The organism is Flavobacterium litorale (genome assembly GCF_019613795.1).
Lineage (GTDB): Bacteria > Bacteroidota > Bacteroidia > Flavobacteriales > Flavobacteriaceae > Flavobacterium > Flavobacterium litorale.
On sequence record NZ_CP080429.1, the window covers coordinates 799,384 to 825,098 of the forward strand.

Below are 25,715 nucleotides of genomic sequence, written 5' to 3' on the forward strand. Positions count from 1 at the left end.
GCCAAAACAATTAAATGCTTTGGCTTAGTTTGTATAAACTACTTTGGGTGTTTATAATTGTATTACAATAACTTAATTTTCAAAATTATTCCAATAGTTAGATGAACTTCTTGCTACTGAAAAAGCAGAGAATAAAGCTACTTTATCCGAATGTGTTAACTCATTAGATTCGTACACCGTTTGCGAATAATACTCTAAAATAGCGGTAATTTCAGAATCAGATGATGTTTCGAAGAAAGCTTCTGAAAATAGTGATAATACAACTCTTACATTCTCAGAAATTAAACCATGCTCTCTGTATGCAGTTGATAAGTAAGATGGTCCGTAATCTCCTTCTATGTAAGCATTTGTAACCTCAATTGCTATATTTTTGTTATTTTGATAAGCATCAGAATTATAATGTACTAAAAATTCTTCACCATAGGTATCTACCAAATAATCTTCCATTGCGGTATCACCAAAAAAAACGTTTGATAAAAAATCATTGTGCTGTTGTCCTATATCTGATGTTTCTACAAATTCTTCTGGAACTTCGTAAATAACATTAAAATCACCGTGCATAGGAGGTGGAATATCTATATCTCCATTTTCATTGGGACGACCAACAGCATACGAAGCCCAAGCAGCAGTAGAACCATTAGGTGGGTATTCAGAATAATAAATAGATTCAAATGATGCTGCTTCAAAATCAGCCGAAATAATTTGTTGCAGTTTCTTAACACTTAATTTTGGTCGAGGTGTTGATGAATTGAAGAAGGCATCATTGTAATCACTAAGTGCCTTTTCAATTTCCAAACTCTGGTTTGACGTTTCTACATCGTTGTTTTCCGAACATGAGAATAGGAAAACCAAGCACAAGGCTGTGCCGATAACTTTTTTCATAATAGTAATGTTTTAATTGAAATTAATATCTCGAATATAATTAATTTTCTTTATTCAAATTTATCAAATTGTTATTTTTAATGTTAAAAAATAGCATGCGACTATATTATATTTAAATATTTGCAGCAAAATTTAAATTATAATTAAAGAATGTGTTTTTTGAAGTACACAAATCTTTTCGTTACTTTACTCAAAACGATTTTTATAATAACAATGAGCAGAACTTTAGTAATTGGCGATATACACGGTGCCTATATAGCGTTGCAACAAATTTTGGAGCGGGCTAATGTAACTACGGATGATACCCTTGTTTTTTTGGGCGATTATGTTGACGGCTGGAGTCAATCAATACAGGTAATTGATTTTTTATTGGAGCTTAGGCTAACGCACAATTGCATATTTATGCGGGGTAATCATGATGAGTTATTGCTAAACTGGATGAAAACTGGAAAGCATAACGAATTGTGGTTTAAACATGGTGGTAAAATTACGGCAGAAGTGTATGCTAAGGTGGCAGAAGAAAAAAAAGCCATACACCAAGCGTTTTTGGAGGAATTAGAGGATTACTACCTCAACGATAATAATAAATTGTTTTTACACGCTGGTTTTACCAACTTGCACGGTGTAGCAAACGAATTTGCCCCGCATATGTTTTACTGGGACAGAACTCTTTGGGAAACTGCGCTGGCACTTGATGATCGTTTGGATAGAGACGACCCAGTGTATCCTAAACGCTTAAAGGTATACAACGAAATTTTTATAGGGCATACCGCTGTAACACGTATTGGCAAAACTACACCTATAAATAAGGCCAATGTTTGGAATATTGATACGGGGGCTGCCCACAAAGGGCCACTTACTATTATAGATGCTGAAACGAAGCGGTATTGGCAAAGCGAACCTGTGTATACCTTATATCCTGATGAAGATGGGAGAAATTAAATAATATTATATCAATTTTATGAGAACATTTATTTTATGCTTAGCTCTTACATCAATTATTTTACATGGATGTTCGTCACCCCGAATAAAATTTGCTGAGTATGAATGGACATTAAGTGATGATAGTAGAAATAAGTTTTTAGATGACTTCAAAGCTAAAGACTCTATCTTTTCCATTATTATTTTCACAAGTGTTTTCAAAAAAGATTTAATAAGGGTAGAAACTCGTAACAAAATTTTATTTAATGATACTATAAAAAGTGATCGTTCACTAGGGCTAGCTAAAATTGTACGTATAAATAATACTTTTGATGTAAAAGTTACTGATTTAAGTTTAAATTATTCTTTTAACCTAAAAAAGAAACACAACGTAAATTATAAATATATTTATATCCAAAGAAAAAGATATGATGGTAATAAATACGTAGTGACCTACAGCAATACTCTAAGACAATTTAAATAAAAAGCCGCCCCAGTTGGGGCGGTTTTTAGTATCAGGATGTTTTTTTGGCTTTCTTGTTTTTACCAGACGATTTTTTAACCCTTTTTTTAGCGAGTGCTTTTTTCTTTTTTACTCGTTTAATATTATCGTCCATGGCATCCATAAAGGTATTACAAAGGCATAGCATTTTTGCCTCGTTAAAGTAACCTATAGCCGTACCATACATTTGGAATTTTTCGTATAATACTCCTTTGTACGACACTAAAATTGCCTCATCTATTCCTGATACTTTTAGTCCAATTTCAATAATTTTGAGGGCTTCCTCAAACCTGTTCAATTCTATAAGCAAGGCTACGTATTTGTAGTATACAGGGGTATAGTGTTTATCTAAGTACAACGTCATCCTGTAGTAATATTCGGCTTGTTTATAGTCTTGCAACTGCTCGTCGTATATTTGTCCCATTAGGCAATGTGCTCCTGCATGCTCATCATCAGCAGCAATTACATATTGCAATTTTTCTATACATTCATGTACATCGTAAGGGTAATTATCCTTTGCTTGTATGTACATTACTTCGTAGGTGTTAATTCCCATTGTTATTTTTTGTTTGCCTTTACAGGCGATTAATTTTTTGTTTTTAAGTAGCAGGGCAGGTAAGCTGCCCTGCTTTTAATTTTAGCTGGGTATTAGGCTACACAACCTCTAATTAATAATACAATTATAGCCCCTAATGCTATACACCAACCATTAATAGTTACAGTGTATTGCTCTTCCCGAACCTCTTCTGTTGGGGGCTCATAAAAGCCATCGTAATACTCGCAACTAAAAGTTAGCTTTTCTTTTGCTGCCCACTCTTTTACAAGTTTATCTTCCTCTTGGGTAGGCATTTCGTTATACTTACCTTTAGCTTCTAGTATATCGTTTGTTTTAAGGCATACCTCTATGGTTAGTATTCTCCTAAAATCGGTATCGGTAGCGTTACTATTGTATGCTCGTAACGAGAATATCGCTGCTTCTCCCAATGCGCAATCGTCGGTAAATTCAGCAATACAGTGGTTCATTTCGTATCCTTCTTCATACAATGCTTCTGATGATGTAAGTTGTACGGTTCGGTACACTACATTACCTTCTGCTTTATAAAAATCTGTTATCTCGGCAGGCTTCCATTGCATATAACCTGCTGCATCGTTACGTTTTACCATTTCGGCTTTCCACATTTCAGCTTGTCGTAACAATGCATCCCATGTTCTGCCTTTCATGTTTATGTCGGGCTGTTGTACTCTAAGCGCTTCCAAATGTTCCAGTACTACTTGCAACTTATCAAGCGATACCTCTTCTTTTACTTTGGCTACAAATTGTACCACTTTTGCCCAAAACACTTCATTTTCAAAACCATTTGCCAGTACCGACCATGCTATAACCTCAGCTCTTTCGGTCGTTGCGCCGTACCCTAGTGCTTGTGCGCGGCGTATGGCTTGGGGTACAGTATAGGTTGGCGGTGTAAGCCTAAACCAGTGTGCCATACTACTGGTGTAGCTTACAGGAAAACCGCTTAGTGCCAAAACACTATCGCCCCTACCTAGCTGTATGTACCAGTACATGTGTACTTTTTTATCGGTATTAAATACATGCTCCAAAAATTCGGGTACGGGGTATTTTGCAAAGCTGTACCTTATTAGGCTTGCTAGTTGTGCTTCGGGCACAGCGGTTTCTTTTTTCCAACCTTGTATGTCGCGTACTGTTTTGTTACCAAAGGCACTAATGTTTGCCAAAACTGCTATAAAGCCTGGGTTTTTAAGTAGTGTAAAGCAGCCCTCTGCATGCAATTGCAATAGCAACGCACGAAACGTATCGCGCTTCCATACGTTGTTTTGCAGACTCATTTGTGCAAAGTGGCTGGTTATTACACTTGCTAGTGTACCCTTGTTACCTTGCAATAGGGGTGGGGTGGTGTAGGCGCGTTCTACCATTTTGGCAAAAGCGGTTTTACTCATTACTGTTATTTGCTTTTCCATAGCGTTACGTGTTTTGGCTACACTTGCTTGTTGGTTTACGTGAAGCCTGTTGTTCTTTTTATCATCTAATTATTTATTGTTCTGTTGTATGCTCTGTTGTTTTTCATTCCACCGCCCAGCATAAAAAAAGCCCGATTCTGTTTCAGAACCGGGCTTTGCACAATGCAAAGGCATTATTCCTCCTTTCAACAGGGAATATCCGGTTTACCGCATGGTAGTACAAGCCCAAATAGTGGGTTGTTGCATGGCTGAATGTGTATTTTTTTATATGCTATTATCATACTATGTTGTGCATAAAAAAACCCAGAGCTTTTTCAAGTCTGGGTTTGTATATTTTTAAAAATAGATTGTTATCTAAAACTAAAATTATCTATTAAACCCGACCTGAATGCACGAACACCGTCCGCTGCACACTCTTGCTTATATGTCGAATTTATAAATAACATGATTTCTATCTTTTTTACTTTTCTGTTTGTTTGCAGTGCAAAGCTAAAGTAAATGTTTAAAAATCCAAACGTACGGAGCTATTTGTACTAAATCTAATTTATTACTGGCTTACAACGGGCAGGTTGCCATAAATTTTATAAATTGTAGTCAATTCGGGTGTAAACGGGCTTTTGTATTAGTTTTACATTGTTTATCGCAACAATTGTTATTTTTTGGTTAAAAAAGACAGTCCGAAGTATTCTGCTAGGCATAATTTGTAATTTTAAAATCTATTACCTCTTACAAAAATGACTCTTTTAGACACATATACCACCGTAAGGCAGCATACTGAAGCGATATGCAGATTACTGCAAACAGAAGATTATGTACCACAACCTGCAGCTTTTGTTAGCCCACCCAAATGGCACTTAGCCCATACCACTTGGTTTTTTGAGCAGTTTATACTCACACAGCACTTACCCAACTATAAGGTATACAACCCCGATTTTTGTTTCCTGTTTAACAGCTACTACAATAATGTGGGCGACCGCACTTTTAGAGCCGACAGGGGTGCCATAACTCGCCCTGGTGTAGAAGAAATATATGCCTACCGCAAGTATGTAGACATACACATGGAGTTGGTACTACAACTAAAAAACGAAGCCGTACACAGCTTAGCAACACTCGGGATTAACCACGAGCAACAACACCAAGAACTTTTACTTACCGATATAAAATACATACTTAGTTGCAACCCAACATTCCCTATTTATAACGAGGATATTAATTGGGAGCAGCAAACCAATAGCCATTTAGGATTTATAACCATACCCGAAGGGGTGTACGAAATTGGTTGTAATACCAATGGTTTTAGTTACGATAACGAGCATGGCAGGCACAAAACCTACCTGCACGAGTTTGATATAGCCATTAACCTAGTAACCAATGCCGAGTACATGGAATTTATGGAGGCAGGCGGTTATACCAATTTTAACTATTGGCTGGACGAGGGTTGGGCATGGGTAAACCAAAACAACATTAACGCCCCGCTGTACTGGCACAACATAAACGGCAAATGGCAACAATTTACTATGGTAGGCTTACACGATGTAAACCCCAATGCCATAGTAACCCACATTAGTTTTTACGAAGCTGCTGCCTATGCCGAATGGAAAGGGATGCGATTGCCTACCGAACAGGAGTGGGAAACAGCATCTAACAAGTTGGACTGGGGGCAACGTTGGGAATGGACAAATAGTGCCTACCTGCCCTACCCCAATTACAACAAACCCGATGGTGCTGTGGGTGAGTATAATGGTAAGTTTATGATTAACCAAATGGTACTCCGTGGGGCATCGTGTGCTACAAGCCCCGAGCACAGCCGTAACACCTACCGCAACTTTTTTCACCCCAACGAACGTTGGCAATTTAATGGCATTCGCCTTGTAAAAAAATAAATGGACAAAGCAACAGAGATACCCGTAAACTCCTTTGCAGCCGATGTGCTTAAGGGACTTACTGACGAGAAAAAACACCTATCATCCAAATACTTTTACGATGATAACGGCAGCCGTATTTTTATGGAAATCATGAAAATGCCCGAATATTACCCTACAGGATGTGAGTTCGAAATACTATCGCAGCAATCGGGTAACATATTAAACGAGTTGCCTTTTAACGAGCGTTTTAATATTGTGGAATTTGGTAGTGGCGATGGCGTAAAAACCAAACAACTGCTAAGCACTTTTATGGAGAAAGGGGCTGATTTTACGTATGTACCTATCGATATATCGCAAGAGGCTATAGATGCCCTCGAAAAGAATATTACCAGCGTACTACCCAACATAAAAATGAAGCCTAAAACGGGCGATTATTTTAAAGTGCTGGAAACCCTGAGTAAAGATACCACCCCTAACCTATTCCTGTTTTTAGGCGGTAATATAGGCAACTACCTGCGCCAAGATGCCTTAGGCTTGTTACGAAAGTTTAATGCGGGCATGAAAAAAGGTGATATGCTGCTTATGGGTATGGATTTAAAAAAGAATCCGCATATTATACAAAAAGCCTACGACGATGCACAGGGTATAACCAAAGCCTTTAATATGAACTTACTGAGCCGTATAAATAACGAGTTGGATGCTGATATTAAACTGGACCAGTTTGATTTTTATAGCAATTACAGCCCAAAAACAGGCGAGGTAAACAGCTACTTGGTAAGTTTAAAGCAACAACACTTTCATAGTATGGTGCTAGACACTACATTCCATTTTGAGAAAGATGAGTTAATTTGGACGGAGCTTTCGCAGAAATATAGTTTTGAGGATATTGATATTCTTGCTAACGAGGCAGGCTTTACCGTTACCAAAAACTTTATGGATTGCAAATACTACTTTACCGATAGTTTGTGGGTGAAATAGTACTTATATAGAATCACCTTATAGGGTAATTAAAATATTACCCTGTAACCTTTTATTATAAACATCGTCATATAGGCAGTTAAAAACAATTATATGCCTATTGAACAAAAAGGAGATGCTAATGGTTTGATAAAACCAGCTAATCGTCTAGGAGTTTTATTCGACCTAACTATCTACATATCAACAATGTTTCTGATAAGGGAACTCTATTTTCCAGAGGTTGGTTTTATTATAAATGGGCTCTTTTGGTCGCTTTCAACTTTAATTATTGCTACTTGGAGAATGAAAGCTCGCAATGTATCGTGGAAAGATTTAGGACTTCGAAAACCTGAAAGCATAAAAAAAACGCTATTAACTTCTGCCGGAATTTTAGCAGCCACTATTTTATCAATATTATTTTTTCAGATTGTAAAGGACTACTTACCTTTTTCTTTCGAATCAAATAATTATTCTGAAAATTCAACTTCTAAGTTTGGGGAGTTAAAAGGGAATTGGTTGCTTTTCTTCGCAATTATGCCAGCAGTTTCACTTGAATCGATGCTAGAAGAATTATTAGACCGAGGATTTTTAATAAATTGGTTTGAAAAGTTCTTTTCGCAAATCTCTATAGCTACAATTCTTGCTGTGGTTTTACAAGCTGCAATTTTTGGATTCAGACATTCATATGATTTATCAGAAAGATCTATTACAGTAGGAATTATTGGTTTAGTTATGGGAATAGCCTATGTAAAATTTGGGCGAAATTTATGGGCGTTAATTATTGCACATTGTATACTAAACACAATGTCTATGATAGACAGGGTACAGTAATATATAAAAACAAAAAACCGCTTCAGTTTCCTGAAGCGGTTTTTTTATAAACACTTTATAAAAGTAAGATTGAATTAGTTACGATTATAGGTCGAAACTAATACCTTGTGCTAGTGGTAACTCTGTACCGTAGTTAATGGTATTGGTTTGTCTTCTCATATAGGCTTTCCAAGCATCCGAGCCACTTTCACGACCGCCACCTGTTTCTTTCTCGCCACCAAAAGCACCACCAATTTCAGCACCCGATGTACCAATGTTTACATTGGCAATACCACAGTCTGAACCTACTTGCGATAGGAATAATTCCATTTCTCGCATACTGTTTGTAAATAATGCAGAAGAAAGTCCTTGTGGTACATCGTTTTGCATTGCAATAGCATCCTCTAAGTTGCTGTACTTCATAATGTAAAGTACGGGTGCAAATGTTTCGTTTTGTACAATTTCAAAGTGGTTTTCTGCTTCAATAATACAAGGCTTAACGTAGCATCCGCTCTCGTAACCTTCGCCTTCCATAACACCACCTTCTACAATTACGTTACCGCCTTCTTCTTTCGCTTTCGCTATGGCGTTAAGGTAGTTGTTTACAGCATCTTTATCAATAAGTGGTCCTACGTGGTTGTTGCTATCTAATGGGTTACCAATTTTAAGCTGTGCGTACGCCTTTTTAAGTACTTCTACCACTTTATCATAAATACTATCGTGTATAATAAGTCGTCTTGTTGTAGTACAACGTTGTCCTGCCGTACCTACTGCACCAAATACAGCCCCTACTAATACCATGTTAATATCGGCTTGGTCAGAAACAATAATAGCATTGTTACCGCCTAGCTCTAGGATGGTGTTACCAAAACGCTCGGCTACTGTTTTAGATACGTGGCGTCCTACTTTTGTAGAGCCTGTAAACGATACCAATGGTAAACGCTTGTCGTTATTCATACGGTCGCCATTATCTCTACCGTTAATTAAACAACTAACACCTTCGGGTACGTTGTTTCTTTCTAGTACGGTTTGTATAATGTTTTGGCATGCTATACCACATATTGGTGCTTTTTCGCTTGGTTTCCAAATGCAAACATCGCCACATACCCATGCCAGCATCGAGTTCCAACTCCATACGGCTACTGGGAAGTTAAATGCCGATATAATACCTACAATACCTACTGGGTGGTACTGCTCGTACATGCGGTGCATTGGGCGCTCGCTGTGCATGGTAAGTCCGTAAAGCTGACGCGATAAACCTACAGCAAAGTCGCAAATGTCAATCATTTCCTGCACTTCGCCTAAACCTTCTTGTAGGCTTTTACCCATTTCGTACGAAACAAGTTGCCCTAGTGGCTCTTTATATTTACGGAGCTCATCGCCCATTTGGCGTACAATTTCGCCTCTTTTTGGTGCTGGCATTAAACGCCATTCTTTAAAGGCTTTGCCTGCTTTTTCCATTGCTGCTTCGTAGTCTGCCTCGGTAGAAGCTTGTACTTTGGCAATAAGCGTACCATCTACGGGTGAGTACGATTCTATTATTTCGCCATTTGCAAAAGAGTTGCTCCCTGTAGAGGTTCCTTTGTTTACTTCCTTTATACCTAGTTTTGACAAGGCTTCTTGGATACCAAATTGTTCGGTGGTTGTTGCCATATTTTAACTTTTATGCTATTTAATGTTATATTTTACAAATATACTTCTTTTTTGCTTTTTTGATAATTTTGAGCCGTTTATCCTATTACCAAATGGTTATTTTGCAACGATAAGCAAAACAAACCCAGTAATTTGCAATAAATGGGCTGTTAGTGGCGTAGTGTTTTATTATACGAAACGTTCCTCAAACATTGTTTTTGTCACCTTTTCCTTTGCTTCTTTAAAGAAGCTAATGTATGGTTTATACTCATTCCAAAGATCATAACTATATAGCCTCGAACAAGTATCAACCTCTTTGTCTGTATTCAAACATTCATAAATGAAATAAAATATTTCTTCACCGTGAATATATTTATATCCTCCTACTTCCCATTTATTTAATGAAGGACAAAAAAAAGTAAACTTGAATGTGAATTTACCAATTGATAAATCATCTTTACAAAATGTTGCAAAATCAGTTAGGTCTTTATTCGAATGATAATTCAAATACTCTTTAAATTTTTTTATTATTTCATCATTATTATCGGAAACACCAACCCACTTTACAAGTTTTTCTATACTAGAATCATTATTTTTCAAACCTTTATTAAATTTTACTTTATTTGGATTACTAGTGTTTTTTACATCTGCTACAATAATTTCAATTCTTTCATTAGAACTTTTTAGATAATCGACAACATTAACCTTTCTATCATCTTGTGAGTGATGAGGCATTCTAATTCCCAAAATATCAAGCTCTGACTCATTATTACCTATTTTCTCAGAGTGTATAATTAGGTTTGTAACAAAATATCCCTTAAGTCTTAAATAGAGTCTAGATAAATTCTCGTAATGTTTATTTAATCCCTCGTTCATTTAATATGATTTTACTTTACAAACCGCTTATCAGCTTCCATAACGGTACCACAATTATTGCACGTTCGTAATGCCTCCGAGCCATAAAAATGCTGAAAATGGGGTAAAAAATCCTTTTCTATATCGTGTAATTCAAAATATACTTCGTGTAGCTTGTGGTTGCAGTTATCGCAATGCCACAGCAAACCATCTGTAAACCCTTTGCCAGCACGTACACGCTCTACTACCAAACCTATAGAGCCTTCGGCTCTGGAGGGCGAATGGGGCGTTTTGGCGGGGTGCAGGTACATATCGCCTGCATTTAATGTCATTTCTTTACGTTTGCCTTCGTGTTGTACTACTACGGTTATGGTACCCTCTAATTGGTAAAACAACTCTTCGGTTTCATTGTAGTGATAATCCTTGCGGGCGTTGGGTCCTGCTACTACCATTACAATGTAATCGTCGGATAGTGGGTAAATGTTTTTATTGCCTACGGGTGGCTTTAATAAATGGCGGTTATCTTCTATCCATTTATTAAGGTTAAAGGGTGGTGTTAGCGCCATGTTGGTGTGCTTTAAATTTGGTACTAAAGGTACTAAATAAAAAAGGTTAGCCGAAGCTAACCTTTGTATAAACTTTGTGGTAAAAACAGGGTTGTTTTTACATCTCTTTTATTAGGTATAGGTATACCGGGAAGTGGTCGCTGTACCCTGGTACACCATTCCAGTTTCGTTTTGGGTAGCCTTTAAAACGTCCTGATGTTTGCATAAGGTAGGGTTTGTTGAATACGCCTGCTTTCCAGAATGAGAATGTTGTAAAATCTTTTCGGATAAGTGGCTCCGATACTATCATTTGGTCAAACAAATCCCAAGCATCGCGGTAAGCTAATGTACCAATCCCTCTGTCCGACATTTCTTCCATAGGGTTGTACAATCCTTTTTCCTTAACACTCTCTTTTTTGGCTTTTGCACCAAGTACCTTTTTTACACTCTTGTTATAAGGTCCGTCGTTAAGGTCGCCCATAGTAATAATTTTAGCATCGGCGTTTATGCTGTACAACGAGTCGATAATTTTTTTATTAAGTGCAGCAGCAGCTTCTCTAAAAGGGCTACTCCTTTTTTGCCCTCCCGAGCGCGATGGCCAGTGGTTTACAATAATATTTATTTCTTCGCCATCCAATAAACCTGTTACTACCAGTTGGTCACGCGTATATATTCTGCCCGAATCATCTGCTTCCAGCTTATCATCACTTTTCTCTTCGTCCTTTTTCGCTTTTCCTTTAGCACTATCCTTATATATAATAAGCGGTACATTTTTATAGCTTGTAGGTATAAAGTGGTCTTTTTGGTACAGTAAGGCAACATCTATCCCTCGTTTATCTGGCGAGTCAAAATGTACAATGCCGTAGCCTTTGCCCTGTAGTTGGGGTTGCGCTATTAAATCCTCTAATACGCCTCTGTTTTCCACTTCGCATACGCCCAAAATGGTAGGCGAGTTGGGGTTGTTGGCTGTACCTATTTCTGCTATTACCTTAGCAAGGTTCTGTAATTTCTTCTGGTATTTCTCAGGAGTCCAGCTCTGTCCTCCCGTAGGCAGCCACTCCTCATCATTAATCTTAGTGTCGTCCGTAGTATCAAACAAATTTTCAAAATTGTAAAAGGCAACAGTATGCACTTTGTACTTCTTTTGCTGCGCTGTAGCGACTGAGAGTGTGAAGAGAAGAACAAGTAAAGTAATCGATTTTTTAAACATTATATAACAAATATTAATTTAACATCAAATTTTATAACAAAACAGGTGCCAAAAGTAGTTATTATTTTTAAATACTGTACATTTGCGCCCGTTAAGAAATATTTAACTTAACGGATAAGAAAATAATTTAATTTTATCTATGAAAAAACTAGTATTCAGCCTTTTAGTAGTTATGCAGGTTATGGTCGCATGGTCACAGCAGGTAACTTCTGTAAAAGGTAAAGTAGTCGATTCTAAATCGCAACAGCCCCTAAAGAACGTTGTAGCTACGATGGAGGGCACCAACCGTACGGTGGTAACAGATGCAGAAGGTGTGTTTGTTTTTGAAAACATTGCCAATGGCAACCTAACCCTAACTATAGGCAGTACAGGGTTTGTTACACAAACCTTTGCCCTTGAAGTTGCCGAAGGTGAAACGGTTGATGTAGGTGTAATTGCCCTTGTAGAGGATATTACTACAGAGCAGCAATTGAGCCTTATTACCCTTACTGAGAATGATTTGGGAGATGATAATGGTAACTCGGAAAGTACAGCAGGATTACTACAAGCATCGCGCGATGTATTTATGCAAGCTGCGGCTTTTGATTTTGGACAAGCACGTTTTAGAGTACGTGGTTTGGACAATGAGTACGGTAAAACAATGATAAATGGTGTACCAATGGATAAGATTTACGATGGTAGACCACAATGGAGCAACTGGGGCGGACTTAACGATGCTACCAGAAACCAAGAATTTACAATAGGTTCGGATGCATCCGATTATACTTTTGGTAGTATATTAGGTACGCAAGAAATTAATACAAGAGCTTCTACCTACCGCCCAGGGAGTAGAGTTTCTTTCTCTGGAACAAACACCAACTACAGCTGGAGAGCTATGGCTACCCATGCATCGGGTATGAGTACTAGCGGCTGGGCTTATGTAGTATCGGGCTCCAGAAGATGGGCAGAAGAAGGTTACTTTGAAGGTAGCGACTACAGTGCTAACTCGTTATTTATAAGTGTTGAAAAGAAAATAAACGACAAGCATAGTATAGATTTTACAGGTATATATGCACAAAACAGTCGTGGTAAAACATCGCCAAATACACAGGAGATTACCGACCTTGCTGGCGAGCGTTACAACTCGTACTGGGGATGGCAAGATGGCAAAAAAAGAAACTCGCGTGATAAAGATGTTGAGGAGCCTATATTAATGCTTAGCCACTACTGGCAATTAAACGAAAACTCATCGTTAAACACTAATATTGCTTACCAATTTGGTAAAATTGCAAACAGTAGGTTAGATTTTAACTTTACACGTAACCCCGACCCTACGTACTACAGAAACTTACCAAGTTTTTACACTACACAGCACGACTTTAATGTAATTGGTGATGATGGAGCACCCGTTTACGTAGGCGATAGCCAACGAAATTTAGATGGGGCAGCTGCAGTACGAGAGGACTTTTTAGAAGATAGACAAATAGACTGGGATAACCTTTACGAAGATAACATTGAAAATGGCGAAAGTTTAGCCGTATTGTACGAGGACAGAACAGACGATAACCTATTTACAGCAAACTCCATACTTAACTCGCAACTTACAGACCATATTGTACTTAATGCAGGTATTACCTACAGAAACCTAGAGTCGCACAACTACCAAAACCTTATTGACCTTTTGGGGGGTAGCGGTTACCTTGATATAGACCCTTTTCTTATTGGAGATGCTAGGCAGAGCGACCTTAACAACCCTAACAGAATTGTAGGCGAAGGCGACGATTTTGGATACAACTATAAGTTATTTGCCAATGTAGTTGATGCCTTTACGCAGTTTAGGTTTAACTACGGTAAATTAGATTTTTATGTAGCACAAAACGTAACATGGTCGCAGTACCAACGAGAGGGAATTTACCGTAACGGTAACTACGCCGATAACTCGTTTGGAAAAAGCGAGAAGGTAGACTTTACTAACTTTGGTTTTAAAGGAGGGGCTACCTACAAAATTACAGGACGCCACATATTAGGCTTTAACGCACTTTATATGGGTAAAGCACCAACGTTACGAAATTCTTTGCCTAATGCAAGATTAAATAATAACTTTGTAGAAGGACTTGAAAGCGAGACCATTATGGGTGCAGATGCCAGCTACATTATTAGAGCTCCAAAATTAAAAGCACGTTTTACAGGGTACTACTCTAAAATTACCGATGCTACCGATATTGGTTTTTATTTTGCCGAAGGTTTAGGTGTACTTACTGCTGACGGCAGACAAATATCGTCTAACGGTAACGCATTCGTATCCGAAACGGTTACAGGTTTAGATAGAGTAAATATGGGTGTTGAGCTTGGTTTAGAGTACCAACTTACCTCTACCATAAAAGCCATTGCAGTAGCAGCTTACGGGCAATACACGTACGATAGTAACCCTAACGTTAAACTAAATGTAGATAATATCCGTTCTACTGTTGACTTTGGACGTGCTACTATGAAAGATTACAAACAACCTGGTATGCCACAACAAGCGTACTCGTTTGAGTTAGAGTACAGAGACCCGCATTACTGGTGGGTAAGCGCAAGTGTTAGTTACCTTGCCGATAGCTACCTGGATATATCTCCGTTATTACGAACAGATAACTTCTTTATTAATGATAGAGATCCTGATGGTTTCCCATTCCCAGAAGCAACAGAGGAAGGCGCAAGAGAATTTTTAAAACAAGAACGTTTGGACCCTGCTACACTTATTAACCTAACAGGTGGTAAATCTTGGAGAATTAGCTACGGTAAAACAATAGGTATTTTTGCAACTATTAATAACGTGTTCGATTTCTCATACAAAACAGGTGGATTTGAACAAGCAAGAAACGCGAATTACAGACAAGTAAATCAGGATTTTGCAGGACCTACGCGTTCATTCGGTCCTAAATATTTTTATGGTTACGGCAGAAACTTCTTCGTAAACTTATACTACAACTTCTAAATAAATAAAAATTAATATGAAAACAAATTTTGTAAAATCGATTTTAATGATGGCGTTGGCAGCTGGATCTCTTACAAGCTGCGTTAATGACGATGATTACTCTATTCCTAATATAGAATGTAATGAGCCTAATATTACTGCGAATACTACCGTACAAGAAATATTTGATATGGCAACCGAAACGGCAACCCTTTACGAAGGTGATGCTGTTATTGAAGCCGTAGTAGTATCGAGCGACAGAGGAGGTAACTTCTTTAAATCTATGTACGCTAACAATATTGTTACTGGTAATGACGGCGAGCTTCGTGCTGGCGAAATAGGTTTCTCATTACAAATAGATGAGTCTGACCTATTTACTGATTACGGTTTAGGTAGAAAAATATATATTAAGCTAGACGGGCTTTACACACAAATACGAAGCAATACCTTACAAATAGGTGCGCTTAACGATGGTAATGTAGGTCGTATACCAGCATTTGAGTACGAAGACCACATTCTTAGAGCGTGTACTATTATACCAGAAGAAAACCTTGTTAATGTTGTTACTGACCTTACGGCAGTTAATGATGCTTTACTGGGCAGACTTGTTCGATTTGAAGGCGTACAATTTAGCGATGCTTCACTTAACCAAACGTATTATAATGCTGGTAATGTAGATGGTGGCGGACAAACACTTACGTACATAGTAAACTCTGAGGCAGAAGAAGTAAGCATTCCTTTCAGAACAAGTTCGTTTGCTGACTATGCAGGTACAGAGGTATCGCCAAACAGCGGTACAATAACAGGTATACTTACTAAATTTAGTACTACCTACCAGTTTGTAGCTCGTTTTACCGAGGATATTAACCTTACTGAAGAGCGTATTGGTGGCGAGCCAGTAGACCCAGGTACACCATTTTTTACAGAAGATTTTGAGGATGCTGTAGATAATACTGATTTTGATTTCCCAGGATGGTTTAACATCATCGAAACAGGTTCAAGAAAATGGAGCGAGCAAGTTTTCCCACCAGATGGAGATACTAATGGTTACGCTGAGTTTAGCTCGTTTAACTCGGGTAACGCTGTTAACGAGGCTTGGTTAATTACACCAGCTATTGATATGGATGCTAGTACTAATGTTACTATGCAGTTTGAAACGGCACAGCACCACCTTGATGGCGATACTGATGGTAACAAGCTTGAAATATTTGTATTAACTGGCTTTGATGGGGTAGACCTTGCGAGTGCTACGCAAAACAACGTTACTAGCCAAGTAACACTACCAACATCTAGTACATCTTGGTATGAGTTTATTAACTCTGGTGTTATAAACCTTTCTGGTTATACAGGGCAGGTACACATCGGGTTTAAATTTACAGGTTCAGGTACTGATACTGCTAATGACGGTGCTTTCCAAGTAGATAATCTTGTGCTTAGCGGTAACTAATAGTTACACACACAACAACCATAAAAAAGGCGGAGCTATTAGCTCCGCCTTTTTGTTTTTATAAGTAGCCCCTGTTTGCTTAACTAAGCATTAGGTAAAGCCATAGTATTATTCGGCAGCATCGTTTTCGTTATAATCAGGGTATAAAAAGTTATTGTACGGAAAACGGGTAATGTGTATTTGCCTAACGGCCTGGTACACCTTTTTCCTGAATTCCTCAAAATTCTCTTTGTTGGTTGCCGATATAAAAAGGGCGTTATCCTCGCCAACATTACCCATCCAAGTAGCCTTCCATTCGGCTATGGTATTATGCATTGGTGTTTTATCGGTTACCAAATCATCCTCATCAATAGTTAGGGGTTGGTAGGCATCAATTTTATTAAACACCATAATTGTAGGCTTATCCATACTATCAATATCCTGTAGTATACTGTTTACGGATGCAATATGGTCTTCAAAATCAGGGTGCGATATATCTACCACATGTAAAAGTAAATCAGCCTCACGCACCTCGTCTAACGTACTTTTAAACGATTCTACCAACTGCGTGGGTAGCTTTCGTATAAATCCAACAGTATCCGAAAGTAAAAAAGGTAAATTTTTAATTACCACCTTGCGCACTGTAGTATCTAGCGTTGCAAAAAGTTTATTTTCTACAAACACCTCACTTTTGCTAATTACATTCATTAAGGTAGATTTTCCTACGTTGGTATACCCAACCAAAGCTACACGTACCAGCGCACCTCGGTTGCTACGCTGCACAGCCATCTGCCTGTCTATATTACGTATCTTATCCTTTAACAAGGCAATCCTGTCGCGTACAATACGTCTGTCCGTTTCAATTTCCGTTTCACCAGGTCCTCGCATACCAATACCACCACGCTGTCGTTCAAGGTGCGTCCATAACCCCGTAAGCCTTGGTAGCATGTACTGGTACTGTGCCAACTCAACCTGTGTACGCGCATACGATGTTTCGGCACGTTGGGCAAAAATATCCAGTATAAGGTTAGTTCTGTCCAGCACCTTACAATCCAGTATCTTATTCAGGTTTTTTTGTTGCGCAGGGCTAAGTTCATCATCAAAAATAATCGTCTTTACATCGTGTTCCTTAATGTATTCGTGTATTTGGTCTATTTTACCCGCACCTAAAAACGTTTTAGGGTTGGGGCGATCCATTTTTTGTGAGAAACGCTTTATAACTTCACCCCCTGCCGTATAGGTTAAAAACTCCAATTCGTCCAAATATTCCGATAATTTATCTTCGTCTTGGTCTTGTGTAATAATACCCGCCAATACGGTTTTTTCAAAATTTATAGTTTCTTTCTCTAGCATAGTTTTGTTTATCGTACAAAAATACAAAATAACGAGTTTTATATTTTATATATGTTTTATAAAGAAACTTTACAGTTTTTTTATGTTAAATTTCACTAAAATGTTATAAATAAGTTATATTTTTCTAAATTTGAGAATTAAAATTAGCTAAATCATTAACCTATGAAGAGAATTACTTTCTTATTTTTCATGTCATTGGTGTCTTTGTGCGGATTTGCACAGATGCCCCTACAAGGGTTTGACGACACTGGTGTATTCCCACCAACAGACTGGGAAGTACACGATAATGGCATAGGACCTTTATGGTCTTGGGGACAGGCTTTAGGAGCTGGTCCTCAGCCAGCCTACGAAGGGCTGCACGCTGCATACATTAACAGAGAAAATGTAGCAGTAGGACTGCCAGAAGACTGGCTGGTAACTGAACAGTTTAACGTACCTACCAATCCGCAACTCCGATTTTGGTCGAGATTGACTATTGGTGGTGACGATGGAACGCTTTACCGTATATACATAACGGACGACCCTGGCGTTGCTTTTGACCCTCTTAACTACGATCAGATTCAAGAGTGGACAGAGCTACAAATTAACCCTGCACAAACAGTTTATACTGAGCAAGTAGTTGATATCCCTGCAATTTATGTAGGGCAAGACGTACGCCTTGCTTTTGTTATGATTGGCGACAACGGAGACCGTTGGTTGGTTGATAGCGCAAGCGTTGTATCACAATGTCTTGACCCTGAAAACTTAAGTGCTGCCCCTGGCATTGATAATGCTGACCTTAGCTGGGATAACCCAAGTGGTGCTACAGAGTGGGAGATTGAAGTGTTAGCTGCTGCTGCAATACCAAATGGTGTTGGTATTACATACAATGGTACTTTACCATACGAAGCAACAACAACAGATGATGGTGTTACAGCACTTACAGAAAATACAGATTATAAGTATTATGTACGTGCATTGTGTGACGATGGCGGAACTAGTGAATGGGTTGGTCCATTCCTGTTTAGCACTGTAGCCTTAGGAGCTACTTGTGAAGCTGCTATTGAAATTACAGCTTTACCGTATACAACAACAGATAATACTGGAGATTATGACGATGATTATAGTGGTAGCCCAGGTGCTGCAGGTTGTGGTACTACATCGGGTTACCTTAACGGTGATGATGTGGTATACGAGTATACAGCTACTACTGATGGTACAATTAGTATTGATATGACAGATAACGGCGCATGGTCGGGTATGTTTATATACGACGATTGTGCCGATATTGGTACTGAGTGTATTGGCGGTGGTCCTGGCGGAGGTGCAGGTAACGATGTATCTGTTCCAGCACTTGCAGTTACTGCAGGACAAACATATTACATTGTAATATCTACATTTGCTGCGCCACAAACTACACCGTATACGCTAACGATACAACAAGTATTTTGTGATCCTCCAGTAGGACTTCCTGCAACCAATGCAGACGAAGACTCTGTTGACCTTTCTTGGACAAATCCAAGTGGAGCAACTTCATGGGAAATTGTAGTACAAAACCCTGGCGACGGTATTCCTGCTGGTGCAGGTACTACGGTAGCTACCAATACAGAATATAATGTTGACTCATTAACCGAAGCAACAAACTACGAATATTATGTAAGAGCTGATTGTAACGATGGTAACTTTAGTGCGTGGGCAGGTCCTTATCCTTTCTCTACCACACAAGTAGCTGCAACAATGGATTACTCGCAAGATTTTGAGGGTGTCAACTCAGGCTTCTCTCTGAGTAACGGTACTGCAACAAACCAATGGGCTATAGGTAGTGCCATTGCAAATGGTGGTACACAATCATTATACATCTCTAACGATAATGGTGTAAGTAACGAGTATACTAATAACTCTACGTCAGTAGTGCACGCATACAGAGACATTCAAATGCCAGCAGTAGTAGACCAAGCATTGGTTTCTTTTGACTGGAATGTTGACGGTGAAAACTGTTGTGATTATGTAAGAGTTTGGGTAGTACCTGCATCTTTTACACCTACAACAGGAACATTAATAAACGCAGGTGCCGCAGGTGCTAACGCTATACAAATAGGAGGTAACTTTAACGACTCTAATGGGTGGGAAACTCAAAACAATGTTGTTGATTTATCTGCCTATGCAAATCAGGTAATGCGATTAGTATTTGAGTGGAGAAACGATGGTAGTGTTGGTCAGGCACCCGCAGCTATCGATAATATAGATGTTTCACTTATTACTTGTCCATCACCATCAGATTTAGCAATAGCAGACCTACAAGAAGAGGAAGTTACTTTTACATGGACTGCTCCTACATCTGTAACACCTACATTCGATTACTATTTTGCTACCGATACTACTGCTCCTGATGATGCAACGCCACCAACAGGAAATGTGGCTGTAAGTACCGTAAACATAGGTTTACTCACACCCTCTACTCAGTATTCATTCTGGGTAAGAAGTAACTGTGGGGTTGGCGATACCAGTTTCTGGGTTGGTCCATTAACCTTTACTACGCCACAAATACCCGCAACAATTGATTATGAAGAAGATTTTGAAGGTACAATAGAATGGACTTTAAGTAATGGTACACAAACCAACCAGTGGGTAATAGACGAAGCTATTAGTAGCTCACCAACACACTCACTTTACATCTCTAACGATAACGGTGTAAGTAGTGCATATACTAATAACAGTTCATCTGTAGTACATGCTTACAGAGATATTGCTATACCTACAGGGGCGGCAGATGCCGATTTGAGTTTTGATTACAATGTTGATGGAGAAAACTGCTGTGATTACGTAAGAGTATGGGTAGTGCCAATAACATTTATACCTACACCAGGCGCATTAATTAACGGAGGTGCTGCTGGAGACGATGCTTTCCAGGTAGGAGGAAACTTTAATAACACTGCTGATTGGCAAACAGAAAATACTGTAATTAATGTGGCTGCCTACGCAGACGGAGTAATGCGATTGGTATTTGAGTGGAGAAATGATGGTAGTGTTGGACAAGCACCAGCAGGTATTGATAACGTAAACGTATCGATAATTACATGCCCTCAACCACTAGACCTTGCTGTTTCAGATATTGGCGAAACAGGAGCTACAATAGCTTGGACTAACCAAGGTACAGCAGCCGAGTGGGAAGTGTACATTGTATCAGCAGGCGACCCTGCACCTACAGATGCTACTGTAGGTATTACAACTACAGATAACCCCTATGTGGCAACAGGACTAGATGATAGTACAGAGTATGATGTATATGTAAGAGCAATTTGCGACCCTACAGACTCTAGTAACTGGACGGGACCTGCTAACTTCCAAACACAATGTGGTTCGTTCGGCGTTCCTTTCTTCGAAGGGTTTAATACGGACTCAACAACACAATTGTGTTGGACGGTATTAAATGATAACGGAGACTTTGATGCTTGGAATATGGATTATAACCCTAACCCATTTGAAGGCGATCAATCCGCAGCTATAACTACCGATTTTAATAATGGTAACAACGACGATTGGTTGATTTCACCAACTATTGACCTTGATAGTGGAAATAAAAGATTAAAATTCCATCAAAGAGTACAATCATCATTCGAACCAAATGATTTCCAAGTACTATTGTCAGTAGAAGGAGCTGATATTGCTGACTTTACAGCACCAACAGCAGTAACATTAATCCCGCTTGCAGAGTATGATAATACAGAGTACATTGAGTACGAAGTATTCCTCGAAGATGCTGGTGGTACATCTATTACAGGTGAGGTTAACATTGCTTGGCACATACCAGATGGCGGATTAGACGGATGGCGTTTGTACATTGATAACGTAATTATCGAAGATATACCTTCGTGTCCGCAACCTACAGACCTTGCTGTATCATCAGTTGGAGATACTACAGTAACACTAGAGTGGACAGAAGTAGGACCAGCAACAGCTTGGGAAGTATACGTAATACCAACAGGTGGTGATGCACCAATAGATACTACAACAGAAGGTGTAGTTGCTGCGGACAGTAACCCATTTGTTTACGATATTGACCTTGAAGCAGGAATTGTTTATGATTTTTATGTGAAAGCTGTTTGTGGACCTGACGACGAAAGTTTCTGGTCTGGACCATTCACATTCAATACAGCATTATGTCCGTTAGAGGACCAATGTAACTACGAATTTGTAATGTCTGATACAGGTGGTAACACTTGGAACGGTAATACAATGACCGTATCGCAAGGTGGTATAGACATAGCTACCCTAACAGGACCAACTAATGCAGATGGTACTGACCCTATAACGCAAATTGTACCACTATGTGCAGGTATACCATTTGAGTTATACTGGAATGATGCCGGATTCTCTGATCAGCAAGTAGCCATATCAATTATTAACCCATTTGATAGCGAAACTGTATTTGACAAGCCAGCAGGTGAAGGAAGTGATAATACGCTACTATACACAGGCATACCTTTCTGTTCAGAAATTACATGTCCGCAACCAACTGATTTAGTTGCAGAAGGATATAATTACATCGACTCTATACTACTAGGATGGACTCCAGGTGGTACAGAAACAGAGTGGGAAGTAATTGTACAAGATGCAGGAGGTACCTACCCTGGAAATGACCCAGACCCTACAACAATTGTAACTGTTACGGGTGACCCAGAGTATATTGCTGGCGATTTAGTTCCAGACGATTTCTATGAGTACTACGTAAGAGCAATTTGTGGACCAGATGATGCAAGTTTCTGGACAGGACCATTTGAGTTTAGTATTTTTGCACCACCAGGATGTGCTGCAGTAGAAGTACTTGACGAATTAACGCTAGAGATAATTGTACCTAACTCAGAAGTTAGCCTTTGTCCTGAAGACGAAGCATGTTATGAGCTTAGCGCTAACTACTACCAATTAAAAGGTACAGATAGCTACGCAGTAGAATCTATCGATTATGCTCCACCATACCCATTCCTTGGCGGAACAGAGTTAAACGTAAACACAGATGATATTTGGTCTCCAGTAGTAGACCTACCATTCGAATTCTGTTTCTATGGCGAAACCTATAACGAAGCAAAAGTAGGATCTAACGGAGTAGTACAATTTGGAGAAAACATGACTGACGGAGGATTCTGTCCATGGTCGTTCGACGAATCAGTACCAGATGCGAACTTCCCAATACTAAACGCTATATACGGCGTTTACCAAGACGTTAACCCTAACGTAGCAGGAAGTGAAGTAAACATAAACTACCAAGTACTAGGTAGCTACCCATGTAGAGCATTGGTAGTAAACTACTTTGATGTACCACAATTCTCATGTGGACTAAACGTAGGAACACAAACTACACAAATAGTAATCTATGAGATATCTAACATTATAGATGTATATGTGGAAAGCAGAACACCTTGTACAGGATGGCAAAACGGTGCTGGTGTAATCGGTATCCAAAATGCCGATGGTACAGAGGGTATTACGCCTCCAGACCGTAACACAGGTGATTGGACAGCTACTGAAGAAGCATGGCGATTTACACCAGATGGTGAAGATTTAAATGTAGTATTTGAGTGGTTACAAGATGATGTATTTGTAACAAACGATACCGACTTACAAGTTTGTCCTACAGAATCAACAAACTTAAAAGCACGTGTAACATACACTACATGTTCTGGTGAGGAACTCATTAGAGAAAACAACTTTACTATAAACGTTGCAACTCCAATTATAATCATTAACGACCCACAAGACTTAAGTGCATGTTCTACAGGTGAAGCTGTTGAATTTGACCTTACAGATAGTTTAGAAGGTATAATGGACGACACGACAGGGTTTACATTTACATTCTATGCAACAGAAGAGGCTGCTGATTTAGGATTAGATGATAATTTACCCGATTTATACACTACCGATACCAATGAAACAATTTGGATTAGAGTAATGGAAGATGGATTTGATTGTTACATAACAGCTTCATTTGAACTGACATTAAGCAACATTCCACCAGAATTTACAGCTAGTGATGATATAAGTATTTGTGAAGGTACGGATACAACATTAGAGGTATTTGCAGGTAACTTTGACCCTAACTCTCCAGATGTATCCTATACATGGACGCTTGATGGTAACGATACTGGCTTAACAACACAAGCCATAACAGTAACAGCAGGTGGTACGTACGAAGTAACAGTTAACAACGCAGGTTGTGTTGGAAGCGAAGAAATAGTAGTAACAGTAGTACCAGTACCAGTAGCTGATGTACTAGCAGACGCAACCGTATGCGACAGTTATGAGTTACCCGTATTAACCATAGGAAACTACTTTACCCAAACAGGCGGTCAAGGAGCAGCCCTAAGTGCCGGTGATATGATAACCAGCACGCAGGAAATCTACATCTATGCCGTATCAGCCGACAATGCCGACTGTACCAACGAAAGCTCATTTACCATAACCGTGAATGACAGCCCAGAAGTAAGCACACCAGGCAATCAAACCGCATGCGACAGCTACACCCTACCCGCGTTAACCCTAGGAAACTACTACACCCAGACCGGAGGAGCAGGCACCATGCTAAACCCAGGCGACGCCATAACAAGCACCCAAACCCTGTACATATACGCAGAAACAGGCACCACGCCAAACTGTACAGGCGAAGAAAGCTTTGAAGTAACCATAATCGACAGCCCAGAAGCCCAAGTACTAGCCGACGTCACCTCATGTGACAGCTACGTACTAGAAGCCCTAGACGCCGATAACAATTACTTCACCGCACCAGGCGGTACAGGCACAGCCCTAAGCGCAGGCGATGTAATCACCAGCACCCAAACCCTCTACATCTACGCACAAACCGGTACCACACCCAACTGTACCGACGAAAGCACCTTTGTAGTCAACATCATAGACAGCCCAGCCTTCAGTCTAGGCGGACCCTACAACACCTGCGTTGCAAACAATGTAACCATCAACGTAGAGCCAGCCAACTTCAACACCGCTGAAGCCACCTATGCATGGACCCTTAACGGAACACCCTTAGCCGACACCGGCGCAAGCGTTGTACCAACAAACTTCGGTACCTACGAAGTAACCGTAACCGTAGGCATTTGTACCAGCGTACAAAGTATAGCCGTAACACAAGACACCAACGCCATAGCCGTAATGTTTGAAGAAGGCTGTGAAGGAGGCGACTACATGATAACCATAATGGACGTAGACGGATCATTCAACCCAGACAACGCAACCTACGTATGGAGTGGCGAGGGAGGCTTTACAGCCACTACACAAACCGTAACCGTACCCGGCGCAGGAAACTATACCGTAACCGTAACCACACAAGACGGATGTATAGGCGGAACCACCGTTAATGTACTCGATACAAGCTGCTCGATACCAAGAGGTATCTCGCCCAATAACGACGACAGAAACGACAAGTTTGACCTAACCTCACTCGATGTACGCCAAATCAGTATCTTCAACCGTTACGGAAAAGAAGTATTCAGCTACGGCGCTTACACCGACCAGTGGCACGGACAAACCAACGACGGTGATGAACTACCAACAGGTACGTACTTCTACTCGATAGAACGTAGCAATGGAGAGAGCAAAACTGGATGGGTTTACATTAACCGAGAAGAATAAAAATTATAACAATTATAAAAAGGAAAAAGTCCCGCCGCAACAGGCGGGGGTTTTCCTTTTATTATTTCAATAGTAAACAACAATAACACAAAACAAGAAACAGCAAAACAAATATGCACCCGTGTACCACAAACTACACACCCCTTGTTTTATATTGTTTTTCCAGAGTAGAAACAGTACTTAGCCCATATACAACACATAAAAAGGAAAAAAGCAACAACA

The 25,715-nt window shown here is 39.4% G+C and carries 16 protein-coding genes; 8 read left to right on the forward strand and 8 right to left on the reverse strand.

Annotation, left to right across the window (positions count from 1 at the left end):
- Nucleotides 1-72 precede the first annotated feature (72 nt).
- Nucleotides 73-852: a hypothetical protein gene (locus tag K1I41_RS03550; protein ID WP_220641310.1), complete on the reverse strand. Its 780-nt coding sequence runs from the start codon at nucleotides 850-852 to the stop codon at nucleotides 73-75.
- A 243-nt stretch (nucleotides 853-1,095) separates the two neighbouring features.
- On the opposite strand from K1I41_RS03550, the gene K1I41_RS03555 reads away from it, so the two are divergent.
- The gene (locus K1I41_RS03555) at nucleotides 1,096-1,824 is read left to right on the forward strand and encodes a metallophosphoesterase family protein (RefSeq protein WP_220641311.1); all 729 of its coding nucleotides are present in this window, start codon (nucleotides 1,096-1,098) and stop codon (nucleotides 1,822-1,824) included.
- A gap of 19 nt (nucleotides 1,825-1,843) precedes the next feature.
- Nucleotides 1,844-2,287 carry a hypothetical protein gene (locus K1I41_RS03560; RefSeq protein ID WP_220641312.1) on the forward strand — a complete coding sequence of 148 codons (444 nt, stop codon included), beginning with the start codon at nucleotides 1,844-1,846 and terminating at the stop codon, nucleotides 2,285-2,287.
- 31 nt (nucleotides 2,288-2,318) lie between these two features.
- On the opposite strand, the gene K1I41_RS03565 is transcribed toward K1I41_RS03560, so the two are convergent.
- Together K1I41_RS03565 and K1I41_RS03570 are read right to left on the reverse strand one after the other, a co-directional pair.
- The gene (locus K1I41_RS03565) at nucleotides 2,319-2,861 is read right to left on the reverse strand and encodes a hypothetical protein (protein WP_220641313.1); all 543 of its coding nucleotides are present in this window, start codon (nucleotides 2,859-2,861) and stop codon (nucleotides 2,319-2,321) included.
- Between the two features lie 92 nt (nucleotides 2,862-2,953).
- Nucleotides 2,954-4,282, reverse strand: a complete 1,329-nt coding sequence (locus K1I41_RS03570) for a PcfJ domain-containing protein (RefSeq protein ID WP_220641314.1) — start codon at nucleotides 4,280-4,282, stop codon at nucleotides 2,954-2,956.
- Nucleotides 4,283-5,016: 734 nt separating this feature from the next.
- Between K1I41_RS03570 and egtB the strand changes: the two genes are divergently transcribed.
- The 3 genes from egtB (at nucleotide 5,017) to K1I41_RS03585 (ending at nucleotide 7,935) form a co-directional block, all read left to right on the forward strand.
- Nucleotides 5,017-6,165, forward strand: coding sequence for an ergothioneine biosynthesis protein EgtB (egtB, locus tag K1I41_RS03575; RefSeq protein WP_220641315.1), 1,149 nt, complete (start codon nucleotides 5,017-5,019; stop codon nucleotides 6,163-6,165).
- Nucleotides 6,166-7,125: an L-histidine N(alpha)-methyltransferase gene (locus K1I41_RS03580; protein ID WP_220641316.1), complete on the forward strand. Its 960-nt coding sequence runs from the start codon at nucleotides 6,166-6,168 to the stop codon at nucleotides 7,123-7,125.
- A gap of 93 nt (nucleotides 7,126-7,218) precedes the next feature.
- Nucleotides 7,219-7,935 carry a CPBP family intramembrane glutamic endopeptidase gene (locus K1I41_RS03585; RefSeq protein ID WP_220641317.1) on the forward strand — a complete coding sequence of 239 codons (717 nt, stop codon included), beginning with the start codon at nucleotides 7,219-7,221 and terminating at the stop codon, nucleotides 7,933-7,935.
- A gap of 84 nt (nucleotides 7,936-8,019) precedes the next feature.
- Here K1I41_RS03585 and amaB read toward each other — a convergent pair whose 3' ends face one another.
- From amaB to K1I41_RS03605, 4 genes are all read right to left on the reverse strand, one after another.
- Entirely contained in the window at nucleotides 8,020-9,567 is a 1,548-nt protein-coding gene (amaB, locus tag K1I41_RS03590; RefSeq protein WP_220641318.1) for an L-piperidine-6-carboxylate dehydrogenase, read from the reverse strand.
- Nucleotides 9,568-9,735: 168 nt separating this feature from the next.
- The gene (locus K1I41_RS03595) at nucleotides 9,736-10,422 is read right to left on the reverse strand and encodes a hypothetical protein (RefSeq protein ID WP_220641319.1); all 687 of its coding nucleotides are present in this window, start codon (nucleotides 10,420-10,422) and stop codon (nucleotides 9,736-9,738) included.
- A gap of 11 nt (nucleotides 10,423-10,433) precedes the next feature.
- Nucleotides 10,434-10,967, reverse strand: a complete 534-nt coding sequence (locus K1I41_RS03600; RefSeq protein ID WP_220641320.1) for a 3-hydroxyanthranilate 3,4-dioxygenase — start codon at nucleotides 10,965-10,967, stop codon at nucleotides 10,434-10,436.
- A gap of 97 nt (nucleotides 10,968-11,064) precedes the next feature.
- Nucleotides 11,065-12,156, reverse strand: a complete 1,092-nt coding sequence (locus K1I41_RS03605; protein WP_220641321.1) for an endonuclease/exonuclease/phosphatase family protein — start codon at nucleotides 12,154-12,156, stop codon at nucleotides 11,065-11,067.
- 139 nt (nucleotides 12,157-12,295) lie between these two features.
- Here K1I41_RS03605 and K1I41_RS03610 point away from each other — a divergent pair, with 139 nt between their 5' ends.
- The gene (locus tag K1I41_RS03610) at nucleotides 12,296-15,115 is read left to right on the forward strand and encodes a carboxypeptidase regulatory-like domain-containing protein (RefSeq protein ID WP_220641322.1); all 2,820 of its coding nucleotides are present in this window, start codon (nucleotides 12,296-12,298) and stop codon (nucleotides 15,113-15,115) included.
- A 16-nt stretch (nucleotides 15,116-15,131) separates the two neighbouring features.
- On the forward strand, nucleotides 15,132-16,541 hold the full coding sequence (locus tag K1I41_RS03615; RefSeq protein ID WP_220641323.1) for a DUF5689 domain-containing protein: 1,410 nt from the start codon (nucleotides 15,132-15,134) through the stop codon (nucleotides 16,539-16,541).
- A gap of 108 nt (nucleotides 16,542-16,649) precedes the next feature.
- Here the strand turns inward: K1I41_RS03615 and hflX are convergent, their stop codons facing one another.
- On the reverse strand, nucleotides 16,650-17,873 hold the full coding sequence (gene hflX, locus K1I41_RS03620; protein ID WP_220641324.1) for a GTPase HflX: 1,224 nt from the start codon (nucleotides 17,871-17,873) through the stop codon (nucleotides 16,650-16,652).
- Between the two features lie 162 nt (nucleotides 17,874-18,035).
- Here hflX and K1I41_RS03625 point away from each other — a divergent pair, with 162 nt between their 5' ends.
- Nucleotides 18,036-25,493, forward strand: a complete 7,458-nt coding sequence (locus K1I41_RS03625; protein WP_220641325.1) for a choice-of-anchor J domain-containing protein — start codon at nucleotides 18,036-18,038, stop codon at nucleotides 25,491-25,493.
- The last annotated feature ends 222 nt before the right edge of the window (nucleotides 25,494-25,715 follow it).